The organism is Noviherbaspirillum aerium, assembly GCF_008929045.1.
GTDB lineage: Bacteria > Pseudomonadota > Gammaproteobacteria > Burkholderiales > Burkholderiaceae_D > Noviherbaspirillum > Noviherbaspirillum aerium.
The window spans coordinates 85643-101151 of record NZ_VFAH01000005.1 but is presented as its reverse complement, the minus strand read 5'-3'; the positions used below and the strand labels follow the sequence as shown (position 1 = coordinate 101151).

Annotated in this window: 14 protein-coding genes; 7 read left to right on the top strand and 7 right to left on the bottom strand. The window is 63.3% G+C overall.

Annotated elements, in window-relative coordinates; translation table 11 throughout:
• Positions 1 to 44 precede the first annotated feature (44 nt).
• The 6 genes from FH061_RS09785 to FH061_RS09765 all read right to left on the bottom strand — a co-directional run bounded on the left by FH061_RS09785 (position 45) and on the right by FH061_RS09765 (position 4501).
• Positions 45 to 1391 (bottom strand): ATP-binding protein, encoded by a 1347-nt coding sequence (locus FH061_RS09785; RefSeq protein WP_192804988.1) that lies wholly within the window; start codon positions 1389 to 1391, stop codon positions 45 to 47.
• Positions 1388 to 2047 carry a response regulator gene (locus FH061_RS09780; protein WP_151635444.1) on the bottom strand — a complete coding sequence of 220 codons (660 nt, stop codon included), beginning with the start codon at positions 2045 to 2047 and terminating at the stop codon, positions 1388 to 1390. The genes FH061_RS09785 and FH061_RS09780 overlap by 4 nt, the downstream gene beginning before the upstream one ends.
• Positions 2044 to 2304: a hypothetical protein gene (locus FH061_RS09775; RefSeq protein WP_151635442.1), complete on the bottom strand. Its 261-nt coding sequence runs from the start codon at positions 2302 to 2304 to the stop codon at positions 2044 to 2046. The genes FH061_RS09780 and FH061_RS09775 overlap by 4 nt, the downstream gene beginning before the upstream one ends.
• A gap of 77 nt (positions 2305 to 2381) precedes the next feature.
• Entirely contained in the window at positions 2382 to 2552 is a 171-nt protein-coding gene (locus FH061_RS30375) for a hypothetical protein (RefSeq protein ID WP_192804987.1), read from the bottom strand.
• Between the two features lie 234 nt (positions 2553 to 2786).
• A complete protein-coding gene (locus FH061_RS09770) occupies positions 2787 to 3479 on the bottom strand; it encodes a hypothetical protein (RefSeq protein ID WP_225984577.1) in 693 nt (230 codons plus the stop codon).
• Between the two features lie 26 nt (positions 3480 to 3505).
• Positions 3506 to 4501 (bottom strand): fatty acid desaturase family protein, encoded by a 996-nt coding sequence (locus FH061_RS09765; RefSeq protein WP_151635440.1) that lies wholly within the window; start codon positions 4499 to 4501, stop codon positions 3506 to 3508.
• Positions 4502 to 4740: 239 nt separating this feature from the next.
• Between FH061_RS09765 and FH061_RS09760 the strand changes: the two genes are divergently transcribed.
• Positions 4741 to 7620 (top strand): hypothetical protein, encoded by a 2880-nt coding sequence (locus FH061_RS09760; protein ID WP_151635438.1) that lies wholly within the window; start codon positions 4741 to 4743, stop codon positions 7618 to 7620.
• A 179-nt stretch (positions 7621 to 7799) separates the two neighbouring features.
• Positions 7800 to 9083, top strand: coding sequence for an MFS transporter (locus FH061_RS09755; protein WP_225984576.1), 1284 nt, complete (start codon positions 7800 to 7802; stop codon positions 9081 to 9083).
• A 139-nt stretch (positions 9084 to 9222) separates the two neighbouring features.
• On the opposite strand, the gene FH061_RS09750 is transcribed toward FH061_RS09755, so the two are convergent.
• Positions 9223 to 9978, bottom strand: coding sequence for a PhaM family polyhydroxyalkanoate granule multifunctional regulatory protein (locus FH061_RS09750; RefSeq protein WP_151635436.1), 756 nt, complete (start codon positions 9976 to 9978; stop codon positions 9223 to 9225).
• A 227-nt stretch (positions 9979 to 10205) separates the two neighbouring features.
• On the opposite strand from FH061_RS09750, the gene FH061_RS09745 reads away from it, so the two are divergent.
• From FH061_RS09745 to FH061_RS09725, 5 genes are all read left to right on the top strand, one after another.
• Positions 10206 to 11369, top strand: coding sequence for a DUF3108 domain-containing protein (locus FH061_RS09745; protein ID WP_151635433.1), 1164 nt, complete (start codon positions 10206 to 10208; stop codon positions 11367 to 11369).
• A 20-nt stretch (positions 11370 to 11389) separates the two neighbouring features.
• On the top strand, positions 11390 to 12178 hold the full coding sequence (locus FH061_RS09740; RefSeq protein ID WP_151635431.1) for a DUF3108 domain-containing protein: 789 nt from the start codon (positions 11390 to 11392) through the stop codon (positions 12176 to 12178).
• 146 nt (positions 12179 to 12324) lie between these two features.
• The gene (gene queC, locus FH061_RS09735) at positions 12325 to 13026 is read left to right on the top strand and encodes a 7-cyano-7-deazaguanine synthase QueC (protein WP_151635429.1); all 702 of its coding nucleotides are present in this window, start codon (positions 12325 to 12327) and stop codon (positions 13024 to 13026) included.
• Positions 13027 to 13083: 57 nt separating this feature from the next.
• Positions 13084 to 13875 carry a metallophosphoesterase family protein gene (locus FH061_RS09730; RefSeq protein WP_225984575.1) on the top strand — a complete coding sequence of 264 codons (792 nt, stop codon included), beginning with the start codon at positions 13084 to 13086 and terminating at the stop codon, positions 13873 to 13875.
• Between the two features lies 1 nt (position 13876).
• Complete coding sequence (locus FH061_RS09725) at positions 13877 to 15478, top strand: protein kinase domain-containing protein (protein ID WP_318840979.1); 1602 nt, start codon at positions 13877 to 13879, stop codon at positions 15476 to 15478.
• Positions 15479 to 15509: the final 31 nt, after the last annotated feature.

Here is a 15509-nt window from a genome sequence, read left to right as displayed (position 1 = left end):
CAGCCCATCATGCCCGAGTTAGCTTAGGCGAAGCTTAAGAGCGGCTATACCGCTTCCGCGACCGGTTCGGGCTTGCGCAATACCTCATGCAGGGGGAAAGCCACCTCGACCTTCAATCCGCCCAGTTCCGAACGCCCAAGCTCCACGCTGCCCTGATGCCGGTCGACGATCGCCTTGACGATGGCCAGTCCCAGCCCGCTGCCGCCGGCGCTGGTGCCCGGCACGCGATAGAAGCGGTCGAATACGCGCGTCCGGTTTTCCTCCGAGATGCCCGGCCCCGAATCCTCGACGGTAAGGCAGGTTCTCCCGTTGAGGCTGGCAATAGCGACAGCGACGCTGCCGTCGGCAGGCGTATAACGTACCGCGTTATCCAGCAGGTTGCGCGTCATCATGCGCAAGGCTTCCGCATCCCCCTCCACGCCGGCGCGCACGGCGGCATCGAGCCGGATTTCAACATTCTTGGAAGCGGCAAGCGGCGCCACATCGGCGACTGCGTATTCGATGCAGGCCTGCAGATCGACGACCGTGTCGCTCGCCGGCACCGACATCGGATCCTGCCGCGCCAGCACGAGGAGCTGTTCCACCAGCCGCGAGGCGCGGTCCACGCCGCCCTGCAAGCGGGTGACGGCCTGCGCCCGCGCCATGTCATCCTTGGCCCGTGTCAGGGTCTGCAGCTGCAGCTTGAGCGCGGTCAGCGGCGAACGCAGCTCATGGGCCGCATCGGCGACGAAATTGCGCTGCGACTGCAGCGCGCTGCCCATGCGCGTCAGCAGCAGGTTGAGCTCGGCCACCAGCAGCGACACCTCCTGCGGCACGCCCTCGTCCGAGACCGGCGCGGTGGAGTCGGCATTGCGATGCGACAGGTCATGCCCGATCCGGTTGAGCGGACTCAGTGCCGAGGTCACCACCCACCATGCCGCGGCAAACAGCATCAGCGACACCGGAATGATCGGCCACAGCGAATGCATGGCGAGCGATATCGCGCGATCGCGCCGGGTATCCATCTTCTGCGCGACCTGGATGCGCTTGGACTGGTTTTCGATGGCGAACACCCGCCACTCGCCGTTGTTGAGGGACACCGTGGAAAAGCCGAGTGCGCCCTGTTGCGGCAGGAACAGATACGGCCGGCGCTGGAACACGCGCACGCCGTCATCGCCCCAGATCTGGATGACGAAATCGAAATTCGTGCTCGGCTTGGAGGAGGTGTACCACTCGGTATCGTCGAGCGCGGTGTCCTTCAGTGCGAAAGCCATCTGCTTCATGTGATAGTCGAACAGCTTGTTGGCTTCCTGCATCGCCTCGCGCAGCGATACCGTGAACTGCAGCGCCGCCGAGCCGAGAATCGCCACGCCCAGCAGCAGGATCAGGCGGATCCGCAGCGAGCGCATCATGGCTTGCCCACCATGTAGCCGAGGCCGCGCACCGTGATCACGAACTGCTGTCCGAGCTTCTTGCGCAAGCCATGCACATAGACCTCGATGGCATTGCTCTCGACATCGCCCGACCATCCGTACAGCCGCTCCTCCAGCTGGCTGCGCGACAGGATCGCGCCGGGACGCGCCACCAGGGCATCGAGGATCGCCCATTCGCGCGAAGAAAGAATCACCTGACTGCCGTCGACCATGACTTGCCGGGTCTCGATATTGATTTCGATATTGCCATGCCGGTAACTGCTCTCCGTCATGCCGCGCGAGCGCCGCACCAGCGCATGCAGTCGGGCAAGCAATTCCTCGACATCGAAGGGCTTGACGAGATAATCATCGGCGCCGGTTTTCAGGCCCAGCACGCGCTCGGGGACCGAATCGCGCGCGGTGACGATCAGCACCGGCGTGCTGTTGGAGCGGGCGCGCAGGCTGCGCAGCAGTTCCATGCCGTCCTTGCCCGGCAGGCCGAGGTCGAGCAGCATCGCATCGTAGGTATGGGTGGCGAGCGCAATGTCGGCGGCTTCGCCATCCTTGACCCAGTCGACGGCAATATCCTCGCCCTCGAGTGCGATCTGGATGTTTTCGCCGATCATTGCATCGTCTTCCACTAGCAGAATTTTCATGTCGTGCCGGTCTGGCCGTTCCCGTGCAGGAAAGCTTCGATTCTAGAACGATTTATGGATTCGCGGCCGCTTGTCGCCATGCGGGGCATTGCCGTTCCGACCATGAAGTCGATGAGGCCGGCAGCGAAATGCCGGAATGAATAGCGAGTTAACCGAGTGCGGCGGAGGAAATTGAGGAAACTGAGGAAACTGGGGAAACTGAGTGAGGAGAAAGCGATCGGATGTCGTTCGATGGCCTTGTGCTGACGGTCTGTCATATCATTTCGCCGACATGACAATTTGGCAGGCCTGCACGGAATTTCCGCACAGGCCTTGCATGGAAGCGGAAAACGGATCAGCGACGGCCGAAGCGGCCGAAACGGTCACGCCGCTCCAGTTCGATGCGCTGCACCCGGTTATTGCGTACCGCCGGCGCATTGATCTGCTGGCTGCTCTTGACCGCAGGCGAAATCGCGTTGCGGGAGGATACTGCGCTGACATTGGCGATCGTGAATTGTGTGCTCATAAACCCTCGGAGAAGTGTCGGTGCGGCAAAAGGAAACCATGTATGCCGTCATACATACGGTATGGAAACAGTTTGGCATGCGAAGCTTAGGCCAGCCTTAGACCATCCATCCTTTACCGGCTTTATTCCTGCATTCGTCAAAAAGTTTGAGAAATCTTCATCCGTTACACGGCTTTCGATGAAAGTCATTGCATGACAGAAATTTTCCGACCACTGGCGTCAACAATGATGTCGTCAACGCAACGCCACCATCGAAAGTGTTTCCAGCAAGAACATGGGCGCGTGACGCCAGAGCCGCGTGGGCGCGTTCAGAGGAATGGAGCCGCGCATGACTACCCCATAATTCAGGGAATCTTCATGCGGAAAGTAATTTTCCTGGATCGAGACAATCTCCTTGAATCCCTTGCGGTAGTAATACCGCAACTGCGGATCGAGCGGTTCCTTCGAACGAAATCGCCGGCGCGCATGCACGTATTGCCAGACCGGCAGTTGCGCGTCCCGTTCGCGCGCTTTTCTGAAGCCGGGTATCGGTGATCCGAGATAGATGTCGCGCCACCCGGCCTTCAGCGCACGTGGATAAAAATAACGGAAGATCTGCGTGACCGCCTTGGGGTCGACGCTGCTGAGGCTGATGCCGAACAGCGAGCGACCGGACTCCGAAGCGCCATGATGGATGCGCACGTCGGCGGAGACGTCCCAGCGCGTCGGCGCGGTGAAGGCATGCGGACTGACGGGCCGCATGAACAGCGAGGCCAGCGCCCTTCCCGAGCTGGCGCAAAAACTGCCGATGCAAAGTTGCGGATAGGTTTCGATACGGCGCAGCAGGGTTGCGGCGTCGGCTGCCTGATGCGATTCCCACTTGGCATGCTCGAGTCTCAGCAGCGCCGGGATATCTTCCGGACGAAGGTAACGGGAAATGATGTTCATGATTCAAACCTGTTTTGCGTGATACGTCAGGAGCAGGAAGACGCGGCATGGATGGCGGCGGCACCTGGAGCGGGACGCTTTTGCTCGCCGCGCGCTTGCGCCAGCTGCGCCACCAGGCCGGTGAGGTAGCCATGCGTAATGACGGCATGACGGCGGTAGTAGTCATCCTTCTGCAATGCCGCATGCAGGGACTTGAGGTGATGGAAGGGCACCGAGGGATAGAGATGATGCTCCGCATGGAAGTTGATGCCGTAGGGGCAGATGAACAGGCGCCCCATCCGGTTGCTGAGCATGGTTCGCGCGCCGGCGATGCCCTCCGACGGCATGCCGAAATGTTCGCTCACATCGCGCACGTACAGAATGCCCATCAGGAACGTGGCCAGAGGAATGATCCAGTACAGCAATACCGTCCACCACAAATCGAAACACGCGATCAGCGCAAGAACGACAAGCGCATAGACGCTGCGGAAGCGGCGCGCCGCGGGCGGCAGATTGACGGACATGCCGGCATCGAACGCATAGTGGCTGAGTTCTTTGAGCGTGTACCAGCCGAGTACGTGCTTGAACATTTCGGCATAGGTTTGCGCTCTTGTCTTCGGAAACTGGTAACGCGCAACCTCAAGGGCGGAAACCCAGTTGGAATCCGCTCCGGTCTTGACATGCCGGTGGTGCGGCATGTGATTGCGCCGGAAGCCATGCACCGTCAGGAAGAACGGCAGCGCCGCCAGCGCATCGCCGAGCATGTCGTTGAGCCATGCATGTCTGCGGCTGAACTGGTAATGCGCGTATTCATGCATCAGGATCAGCAAGGCATGCTGGCGTGTTGCAATCAGCAGCATGCAGAGCAGGCTGACCGCGATATGGCCGGCATGGATCGCGGTGGCAATCAGCACGGCGATGCAGAGCCACTCCAACAAGGTCTGTAGTAGCAGGCGCCCCGGCGCCCTCCTCGACAATTGCTTCAGCAGATCGTGGTCAAGCCGCATCTGCGAACGCGCCGGTACGACTGAAGACGGGTGCATGGTGGTTCCTCCTTTTCAAACTTTCATTGCGGCTTTTCCATGAGAAGACCTGGATGCTAAAGGCCGAATGTTTCAGGAAAATGAAATTCCAAAGCGCTATGGAACTCCATTTCGGTTCTGGTCACTCATGGTTCGCTCTGCGCGCGCCAACCTGATCACATTGAAAGGACGACCTGATGGAGGCATTACGAAGGTTTTGGATCTCCGCAAACTCCATGCGCGGGGCGGCGACGGACCGCATGGTTGAACATGCCTCGCCAGCGGCCGCCGCCACGGATCCAGCGGCAGACCGGCCTGCAAACCGGTCAGCAAACACCGCGGCACCGCATGAAACGCCCGGCCTGCGCGCCCGCATGCGGCAATTGCTGAACACGCGGGCAGTGCTCCACCCGCCCGCGCTGAGATATCAGGAGGACTGGAGCCAGGCGGTAGCAAACATTTGCAATGACTGGGTGGCGGATCAGGAACTCAGGAAACGTCGGGCCGAGTCGCCGGAAGCGTCGCGCGAGATTTCCCGCATGCTGGCCCTGGCCCATGAATTCAAAAATCTGGAAACCCTGCGGAAAGACGGGACGGAAAACCTGATTCTCGGCAATGTGAAGAATCCGAAGCAAGTCTATACGGACGCGATCATCCGATCGTTTCTGCATGCCGTCGGCGAGACCGATGTTGAAGCCGTCCTCAATAGCTTCAAGAACACCGGCACCGGCGCTTCGCATCGGCAGATTCCCACTGTCATCTCGACCATTGCCAATCTGCTGGGCGCCGCCCAAATCCTGGCTCCCGACCCGATCGCCAAAGCCGCGATTTCCGGCACTCGACTGGCGGTGCAGGTTGGCCTTTCGGCGGCAGTGATCGATTCGGGCGAGCGGCGGCTGTTCAATTCCGGAACCGAGGACGCGCTGCCTCTTGGACGTGCGGAAGCGGCAACCGCGGCCAGGCGTGCGCCGAGTGTCCTGCAGGCTTCATGGGATGTGATGCGGGAACTGCATGATGTCGAAAAAGATCTTCGGCATTTGACCGAGGCACTGAAAAGACTGGAACAGGCGCGCGCGAATCCATCGCCGCAAGGCTCCGGCTCCGCGAATGGCAAGAGCGCGGCCGAAGCGGCGCGAGACGATGTGAACCTGGTTTCCGCCCGCATCTGCTACAAGCTGAAGGTCAAGCAAGGCTACAAGGCGGCACGGGAAAACGCCGCGGTGGAATGGCGGGGCGGCGAGCGCGGCATCTATTGCGGGACTACCGGGACCGCGCTCACCCTGACAGCGGCAGGCATCGGCATCATGACGCCGGAAATCATTGCCTCCGCCATCAGCGGAGGACTGCTTGCCGGCGCGGCCACGACAGCGCTGCTCCTGTACATCGGCTATCAGCTCGGCAGCGGCCCCAGCAAGGACGGCGAAGCGAAGGCACGCCGCGCCATCATTGCACTGGCCAAACTGACCGAAGTGCTCGATCCGACGCTGGACAAGGCGATACAGGAGCGGGCGGCCGCCTATGAACGCTACCGCGAGGATTGCAAGCGGCCTTCCCGGCTTCAACCCGCCAGACGAGAAGCGGTCGAGCAAGCCGCCAGGCGGATACTGCTCGCCAGCCTCAACGGGATCACGCAGCGCGAGCGCGAGCAAGGCGACGCGCATCCGGATGGCGGCGCATCCAAAGCAATCTCACCGGAGGAAAACTGGGCGCAATACCGCACCTACCAGCAACATCAAGCGGATGCCCGGACCCGGGAAGCGGGAGCCGACTCGGACGGCATGCGGCATGCCTCGCCCGAAGCGTCGGACGATGCGGCACATCCGGAACCGGCTTTCACGCCGATAGCAAAGCCCCTGATCGAGGGCTGGAAAAGACAGATCGAGATCAAGATGATTGGCGCACAGCGGCTGCTGGCGGGAAAAGTCGCGCGCGCCCAGAAGCATGTGCTCGCGCAGCAGAATGCGGCGCGGCCGCAAGAGGAATCACAAAAGCTGATCGACGCAAAAGAAGAGCTGCGGCAGACGATGCGCAACCTGATTCATTTTGAACTGGCGTACAGCCAGATGAGAGTCGGCGAAGACGGCGCCCGCCCCGGCGAGGCGGTGCTTGACCGCGCCAAGGCATTATTGCTGCGGATCGACGACAGCGATGCGCGCGCGCTGTTTTGCGGCGATGCCGATCAGCAGGTGAAGGCCACTTACCTGTCGAAGAGGCTTACCGCGGGCGAAACCGAACGCTACACCCTGCTCAACACCGGCGCCAACGCGTTGGCCATGGGCCTTGGCATCGGGTTGCAAGCCGGGGATGTGCACATTGCGTTCGACAAGGCGGACGGCGCGTACACCGGGCCGAGATTCAACGACTTCAAACTGGTCGCAACGCTCAATGGCATGCCCACGCCATCCGGACCGCTGAGCACCGGTGACCGGGCACCGTTCCAGCAACGTGAGATGCCGACGCTGCTGAAGACCATCGAACCCGCGGCGGCTGCCGGCAGTCCCTCAATCGTACCGATCACGCTCGACGCTCCGCGGCCGGCGGACGACGCTCGGAATGATCCTGTGAATGCCCTCGATGCGCAAATCAATGCGCTGGTTGACCAAATGGCGTCAAGACAGTCCGTATTCGATACGCTGACCCTGGAGATAGTGGCGCCTCCAGCCGGAACGGGCGAAGCGATGCCGGTCAGCGGCAGCGGCACAGACACCATCAGGATTGACCTGACGAAGACGGCGGCCTTCCATCGGGTTCGCTACAAGAACGCGACAAGCGCCCAGAAGGCGCGCTATATCGCAAGGGAGGCGGCGATCGCCGCGAAGCAGACCGGCTCCATCTATGTCGGGCCGCTTGCACAATTGGCGGCAAAGCCAAGGCTCAATGCCACGCGCGCGTTCCTGAATCAAGCCAGAGGCCAGATGGCCACCGTACGCGAGACGCTCCTGACGGAAGCGCCGACGCCGCCGCGAGCGCCGACGCTACCGGAATTTTCCTGGTTGAAAAGTTCAGCGCCGGACCCGGCCTCGGACCCGATCAGCATCCTGCCCGCACCGCCAGACTTGCCAACCGATCCAGTTACCATTAGTGGCTTTACAAGCGAAGTCAACGATGCCCTTGCCAAGATGCGGAGTGCCAGTGACTAGTGGTGTGATCTGAAACCGGATGAAGACAGCTGCGGCCCATTGGATAAACAAATTGTTGACCCGCGCCACCAGGAAGTTGGCACATCCCGATAATGAGACAATATGGCAGCCGCGCCGGGCTTCCTGCGAGGCCCGACCGCGCCGCGCCCGCATGACGCGCCAACACGATTGACCGCCACTTGAACTCCACTTCCCCACCATCGCTGCCGCAGAAACAGGAACGCCGTTTCCTGCTGGTGCTCTCGGGCATCCAGTTCACGCATATCCTCGACTTCATGATCATGATGCCGCTCGGGCCGCAACTGATTCGCGTGCTGCAGATCGATACCCATCAGTTCGGCTTGCTGCTGTCGTCCTACACCTTCACCGCGGCCGCATCCGGACTGCTGGCGGCCACCTATGTCGACCGCTTCGACCGCCGCACGCTGATGCTGAGCCTGTATGTGCTGTTCATCCTCGCGACCTTGTGCTGCGGGCTGGCGCCGAACTTTGAATTCCTGCTGGCGGCGCGCGCGCTGGCCGGCGCCTTCGGCGGCATCCTGGGCGCGATGGTGCAGACCATGGTGGCCGACGTCGTGCCGTTCGAGCGGCGCGGCCAGGCAATGGGTACGGTGATGGCGGCGTTTTCGCTGTCGACCGTGGCCGGCGTGCCGCTCGGGCTTTTCCTGGCATCGCATTCGGACATGCTGGGCTGGCGCGCGCCTTTCTTCTTCATCGTGCTGCTGTCGGGCGGCATTCTCGTGGCCGCGCACCGGCTGCTGCCCTCGCTGACAACCCACTTGCAGCGCCATGGACAGGGGGAGGCGAAAGTCAATGTGTTCCGCCAGATCCATGCGGTGGCGAGGCAGCCCAATCATCTGCGCGCCTATCTGTTCATGGCGCTGCTGATGTTCGGCGGCTTCACGGTGGTGCCCTATATCGCGCTCTACTACACCGCCAACCTCGGCTTGTCGGAGAGCTTCATCGCGCTGGTCTACCTTTGCGGCGGCGCGGCGACCTTCTTCACGTCCCGGCTGATCGGCCGGCTGGCCGACCGCCATGGCAAGCAGCGCATCTTCCGCATCGTCGCGATCGCCGCCTTCCTGCCGATCCTGGTCACGACCCACCTGGTGCCGGTGCCGTGGTGGATCGTGCTGATCAATTCGACCGTGTTCTTCATCCTGGTGCCGGGCCGTTTCATTCCCGGCATGGCGATGATCACCGCGGCAGCGGCGCCGCAGGTGCGCGGCACCTTCATGAGCCTGGGCTCGTCGGTGCAGATGATGTCATCCGGGCTGGCTTCGCTGGTAGCGGGCCTGATCATCTCGCGCAATCCGGCGGGACAGATCGAGCATTTCAACCTGGTCGGCTATCTTGCCGTGGCTTGCGGCATTGCCAGTTTGTGGATCGTGCGGCGGCTGACCGTTGCGCAGCCGCCGGCAGCGGCGCAGGCAAGTCCCGCCGCTGCTAGCCGCGGCGCATAGGCTGTGTTTGGTAAGCGTTATAGGCGCTGCGGGCGGTTCGAAGCCGCGTCGAGGAGCGGACTCGGACCGGACGGGGCTTATCAAGCGCAGCATAGGGCTTCCTGTTCACACCTTATCCACCGGCGCGAACAGGCCGAAGCTACTTCGCCGCCTTCGGCTTGCGCGCCGCTGCAGGTGCGGGTTTTGCCGCGCTGTCTTCCTTGCCCTCGGCCTTCGGCCTGGACGCGGCTTTCGCGTCGTCCTTCGGCGTGCTCTCCGCGGGCTTGGGCATCTCGGTCATTGCATTGTTGACCGCCTGCTTGAACTGGTCCTGCAGCATGTTCCACCAGATCGCGGCATTCATCAGCGGCGCGGTCAGGCTGGCGGCATCGCTCTGGTCCTTGCTGGTGGGCTCCGGCGCGCCTTGCGTCTTCGCGTCGTTCGACGATGCGCCGGCAGCTTGCGCGGCGGCACCATTGCCGCTGCCATTGCCATAAGTGAAGGGCGATGCTGACTTGCCATTGCCATTGCCATGCTCCTGACCGGAAGCTGCCGGAGCGGCTTTCGCCGCCGGCTGCATCGAGGCGGCGAAGCTTTCGCTCATGGTCTGCAGGGTGGAGATGGTGGCTGCCTGCACTTCCAGTGCCTGTATCGTGCCGCGCAGCATGTTCATGTTGAGGGTGAGCCAGTTCTCCACCGCCTTCAGGTCGGCGATCTTCTTGTTGATTTCCTCGACCGACAGCGTAGGCATCACCATGCCGGGAATACCCATGCCGGGCATGTTCATGCCGGCGGCATTCATGGCCGGCATGTTCATTCCGGGAATGCCCATGTTGCCCCACAGGGTCTTGACGAAATCCAGGGAGTCGGTCATCGCCGACATTCCAGGGAAATTGGGCGTCGCTGGCTTGCTCATGAAAACCTCCGCTTGTTAACGCGTTAAAACCACCGAATCGACGACTACATCGATTTATTGGACAAAACAACAATTAGCATAATCAGCAAAGTATGCACCTGACCGCCTTGTCTGTCATGTGCGACTACGCAAACGGGGCACAGGTTCATGCCAGGTTCGCAATGCATGGAAGCAACGTCGCGTTGCTTTGCAGGGGGAATCGGCACAGAGGTTGATACACTAGCGTCATGGCGATTTTTCTTTCAAGGGCTGCGAAGCAAAAGCGGTTCAGGCGGCGCACGGTGGTGCTGATCTGCGCATCGCTCCTGGTGCACCTGTTGGCTTTCCGCTGGGCCGAAGGCAGGCTGGGAGTCCCGGCCTGGCGCAATCCGTCGGATGCGGCCGTCACCACGGTATCGCTGGTATCCCTTGCGCCGGCGCAGCCCGCAGTGCCGGATGGAGCCGAAGCAACGGCGCTGGAACCGGTCGCCCCGCCACCGAAGAAAACCAGGCCGAAAAAAACCATGCGGAAAGAACAGGCCGCGGCTACGCCGTCGGAGCCGACCATCCCGCCAGCCGCAGGCATGGAGGCGCCGGGCACGAGTGTGGAGGCGCCGCCGCTCCTCATGCCGGAGGATGCTGCCGATGCGCCAGGCGAGAACGCCGCGCCCGCGCTTGTTGCGGACAATGCCGCCGAGGCCGCCGAAGCCCCTGAGAGCAAGCCGGCCGTGCCGGAGGCGGCCCAGGCTTACAAGGTCGATCTGCCACCGTCGGCACGGCTCGACTACGATGTCGAAGCCCTGGTGAAGGGGCAGAAATGGCATGGCGGCGGCACATTCCGCTGGGAAGCCGGCGCCGACAGCTACAGCGTGAGCGGTGAAGCGGGCACGTCGCTGCTGCTGGTCAAGATCACGGTGCTGAACTTCCGCAGCGAAGGCAGGATCAATCAATTCGGCATCGCACCGGTGCTGTACAGTGAAAAGCCGCGCAACAAGTCGCTGACCCAGACTCACTTTCAGCATGACAACGGCAGGATCAGCTTTTCGGCCTCCGAGAGAACCTATCCTTACCAGGGAGGCGAGCAGGACCGCGCCAGCGTCATGTGGCAAATCGCCGGCATCGGCAGGGCCGAACCGGCGCGCATCGTACCCGGTGCGGAGATCGACGTCTTCGTTGCCGGCGCGCGCGATGCCGAACCCTGGCGCATCCGCGTGCTGGGCCAGGAAGAGATAACGACCGCGGCCGGCAAGACCGCCGCATGGCATCTGGTGCGCGCGCCGCGCCAGAAAAGCTTCGACCAGACCGTTGAATTCTGGCTGGCCCCGCAACAGGAATGGTATCCGGTGCGGATCCGCTATACCTCGCCCAATGGCGACTCCCTCGACATGACCCTTGCGGGCATTGAACGCTGACACTAATTCAAATTCCATCGATGATGCATTCATATACGACCAAGTCTTGCGCCGCGCTGCTGCTCTGCGCCGCCTTCGCCGTGCATGCGCAGCAGGCACAGCAACCACATCAGCAACAACAGCAAGCACGCGGGACGGCCGCCAAGCAGAAGATCAATCCTCCGCCGAATGCCGAACTCGGCTATGCGATCAAGGCCAAGCAGAAAGGCATTCCGGTCGAGGGCGATGCCATCGTGCGCTGGCAATCCGGCGCGGGCCGCTTCGCCGCCACCAATGAGGCGCGCGCGGCGCTGATCGGCAAGATCCTCGATACGAGAAGCGAAGGCGCCATGGATGCCTTCGGCCTCGCTCCGGATGTGTTCACCGAAAAGCGGCTGCGCCGCGAACCGACCACCACCAGTTTCGACCGTGCCGCGAAGGCCATCCGTTTCAGCGCGTCGGAACAGGCCCAGCCGCTCAAGGGCGGCGAGCAGGACCGCAACAGCGTGGTCTGGCAGATGATTTCCGTGGCCCGTGCCGCACCCGGCAAGTTCAAGCCCGGCGCGGCGTGGAATGTGTCGGTGGCGGGGCAGCGCGACGTCGACGCCTGGACGTTCAAGGTCATCAAGCAGGAAAAGATTTCCACGCCGCTCGGCGAGCTCAATACCGTGCATGTGCAGAGAGCGCCGGGCGCCGACTCGAAGGACCAGCATCTCGACATCTGGCTCGCTCCTTCGCTCGAATGGTATCCGGCACGCCTGCGCTACAGCGATGACAACGGCGACTACATCGAGCAGACGCTGCGGGAGGTCAAGCGCCAGCCCTCATGACCGCCTGCGGGCATTCACATACGAAACCGCATATGTCCGCACCGCGCCGATCGGCTATCCTGCCAGCCGGTGCCGGGTGCCGGCGCCCATGGACATTCGCCGGCAATCGCATTACACCCTCTTTCCATTTTTATTCGAAGCATTTCATGACACCAAACAACGGCGCACTCGTCCTGTTCAGCGGCGGACAGGATTCAACCACCTGCCTCGCCTGGGCCTTGTCCCGCTATGCGCGCGTGGAAACCATCGGCTTCGACTACGGCCAGCGCCATGCGGTGGAACTGCAGGTGCGGCCGACGCTGCTGCAAAAGACGCGCGAACTGTCGGCCGGCTGGAACGCCCGCCTCGGCGAAGACCACATGATCGACCTGTCGCTGATCTCCGCCATTTCCGACACCGCGCTCACCAGCGATGTGGCCATCGCCATGCAGGATAACGGACTGCCCAACACCTTCGTGCCCGGCCGCAACCTGCTGTTCCTGACGGTGGCCGCGACCGTCGCTTACCGGCGCGGCCTCGACGTGCTGGTGGGCGGCATGTGCGAAACCGATTTCTCCGGCTATCCCGACTGCCGCGACGACACCATCAAGGCGCTGCAGGTGGCGCTCAATCTCGGCATGGCCACGCGGCTGAAGCTGGAGACGCCGCTGATGTGGATCGACAAGGCGGCGACCTGGAGGCTGGCGCATGATCTCGGCGGCCAGCCGCTGGTGGACCTGATCCGCGCGGACACCCATACCTGCTACCTCGGCGAACGCGGCGCGCTGCACGACTGGGGCTACGGCTGCGGCAGCTGCCCTGCGTGCGAACTGCGCGCGCGCGGCTACCGGGAATACGCCGCCGCCTGAAGCGTCCGCCGGCCGGACAGCAGTGACGGCGGGGCGCATTGTCAGCAAAACCTAAGGATGACGGGTTACCATCATCCCATTGTCGAACAAATGCCTGCCGCTCCGATGCTCATTGCCATCCTCACCGATATTCACGCCAACCGCGAAGCCTTCACCGCCTGTCTTGCCCACGCGGAAGAGCGGCGCGCGCAGCGCTACGCCTTTCTCGGCGACCTGGTGGGCTACGGCGCCGATCCGGCCTGGGTGGTCGATACCGTGATGGCTTATGTCGCGCAGGGCGCGATCGCGGTGCAGGGCAACCATGACGCCGCCGTCGCCCAGGCCTCCGGCAAGAGCATGAATGCGAAGGCGCGCGAGGTGGTCGACTGGACGCGTTCGCAGCTCGGCCGCGAACAGCTCGATTTCCTGGACCGCCTGCCGCTGACGCAGGAAGCGGGAGAATGCCTGTTCGTGCACGCGACCGCCGCCGAACCGCGCAGCTGGGAATACATCACCGGCACGCTGGAAGCGGTCAAGAGCATGCATGCCACCGACCGGCGCGTGAGCTTCTGCGGCCACGTGCATCAGCCGGCGCTGTACAACCTGTCGCCTACCGGCAAGGTGTCGGCCTTCGTGCCGAGCGGCGACAGCAGCATCCCGCTCGGCACCCAGCGCCACTGGCTGGTGCTGCCCGGCTCCGTCGGCCAGCCGCGCGACGGCAATCCCGCCGCCTGCTATGCGCTGTACGACGACGCGACGCATGAACTGATCTATTTCCGGGTGCCTTACGACCATGACGCGGCGGCGGAAAAAATCCGCGCCGCCGGCCTGCCGGCGAGCATCGGCGACCGGCTGCAGCAGGGACGCTGAGGTGGAGAAGCTCGTTCCTGGCATGACGGTCGACGGCTTCCGCCTGGAAGAGCGCCTGCACAAGGGCGGCATGGCGGTGCTGTGGCGCGTCACGCCCGTGGGGCGCCCCGATCTGCGCGATGCGGGCGAGCTGCTGATGAAGGTGCCCATCCTCGGCGACAACAACGATCCGACCGCGATCGTCGGCTTCGAAGTCGAGCAGATGATCATGCCCAAGCTCGCCGGCATCCATGTGCCGGGATTCGTGGCCTCGGGCGACTTCACCGGCCAGCCCTACATCGTGATGGAGCGCATCGCGGGCGCCTCGCTGCGCAGCCGTTTCGATGCGGCTCCGCTGCCCGTGGACGAGGTGGCCGGCATCGGCATCCGCGTTGCCAGCGCCTTGCATGACCTGCACCGCCAGAACGTGATCCATCTCGATGTCAAGCCGAGCAACATCATGTTCCGGCCAAGCGGCGAAGCCATTCTGATCGACTACGGCCTGTCGCGCCACGACAAGCTGCCGGACCTGCTGGCGGAAGAGTTCCGGCTGCCGATGGGCACCGGCCCCTACATCTCGCCGGAGCAGGTGCTTCATATCCGCAACGATCCGCGCAGCGACCTGTTCGCCCTGGGCGTGCTGCTGTATCACCTGGCCACCGGCGAACGGCCCTACGGCCATCCGACCTCCGTGCCGGGCCTGCGCCGCCGGCTGTATCGCGATCCGGTGCCGCCGCGGGCGATCAATCCGGCGATCCCGCCCTGGCTGCAGGAGATCATCCTGCGCTGTCTCGAAGTGGACCCCGGCAAGCGCCACGACACCGCGGCCCAGCTGGCGCTGGCGCTGCAGAACCCGGAGCAGGTGCCGCTGACGGCGCGCGCCGGCAAGCTCGAACGCGACGGCTGGTGGACCGTGAGCCGCCGCTGGTTCCGGGCGATCGGCATGGAATCTTCACCGCAGCAGTCGGCATCCGAGCAGCTCATGCATGCGCCGATCATCATGGTGGCGATCGACCTCGCCTCGGGTTCGGAGATGCTCGCCGAGTCGCTGCGGGTGGCGGCGCGGCGGGTGCTGCAGACCGAGGCCGGCGCCCGTCTCGCCTGCGTGACGGTACAGAGGACCAACCGCATCGGCATGGACAGCGTGGTGGACAAGCAGGGACGCAACATCCACGTCAAGCACCTGGTCGGCCTCAAGCACTGGGCGCGGCCCCTGCAGATCCCGCCGGAAAAGATCACCTATCACGTGCTGGAAGCACCCGACCCCGCCGCCGCGATCGTCGACTACGCCAAGCTCAACGATGTCGACCATATCGTCATCGGTTCGCGCGGCAGCTCGGTGCTGCGCCGCTACCTGGGCAGCGTGTCGTCGCAGGTGGTGGCCCAGGCCGACTGCACCGTCACCGTGGTCAAGAGCGCCGGACTGAGCGCCGAACGCCCTGCCCTTCGGGCATCTGCGGCACCTCCGGCAGATCCAGGGAATGCTGGAATCCCTGCCGCTCCTCCTGCTTTGGTGGCTTCGGAGGCTTTGATGGCTTCCGATGCTCCGGTGGAACCTGAGAAACCGGTGGAACCTGCGGCTCCCGCATCCCCTGAAGACGCTCCAGCAGGGACAGCGCGTTAGGCACGGCCGCCCCGCTGGCGGTATTGTCGAA

Coding starts and splice junctions, on each gene's coding strand:
- FH061_RS09785 (WP_192804988.1), bottom strand. CDS start 1,391: ATGATGCGCTCGCTGCGGATCCGCCTGATCCTGCTGCTGGGCGTGGCG.
- FH061_RS09780 (WP_151635444.1), bottom strand. CDS start 2,047: ATGAAAATTCTGCTAGTGGAAGACGATGCAATGATCGGCGAAAACATC.
- FH061_RS09775 (WP_151635442.1), bottom strand. CDS start 2,304: ATGACAGACCGTCAGCACAAGGCCATCGAACGACATCCGATCGCTTTC.
- FH061_RS30375 (WP_192804987.1), bottom strand. CDS start 2,552: ATGAGCACACAATTCACGATCGCCAATGTCAGCGCAGTATCCTCCCGC.
- FH061_RS09770 (WP_225984577.1), bottom strand. CDS start 3,479: ATGAACATCATTTCCCGTTACCTTCGTCCGGAAGATATCCCGGCGCTG.
- FH061_RS09765 (WP_151635440.1), bottom strand. CDS start 4,501: ATGCACCCGTCTTCAGTCGTACCGGCGCGTTCGCAGATGCGGCTTGAC.
- FH061_RS09760 (WP_151635438.1), top strand. CDS start 4,741: ATGGTTGAACATGCCTCGCCAGCGGCCGCCGCCACGGATCCAGCGGCA.
- FH061_RS09750 (WP_151635436.1), bottom strand. CDS start 9,978: ATGAGCAAGCCAGCGACGCCCAATTTCCCTGGAATGTCGGCGATGACC.
- FH061_RS09745 (WP_151635433.1), top strand. CDS start 10,206: ATGGCGATTTTTCTTTCAAGGGCTGCGAAGCAAAAGCGGTTCAGGCGG.
- FH061_RS09740 (WP_151635431.1), top strand. CDS start 11,390: ATGATGCATTCATATACGACCAAGTCTTGCGCCGCGCTGCTGCTCTGC.
- queC (WP_151635429.1), top strand. CDS start 12,325: ATGACACCAAACAACGGCGCACTCGTCCTGTTCAGCGGCGGACAGGAT.
- FH061_RS09730 (WP_225984575.1), top strand. CDS start 13,084: ATGACGGGTTACCATCATCCCATTGTCGAACAAATGCCTGCCGCTCCG.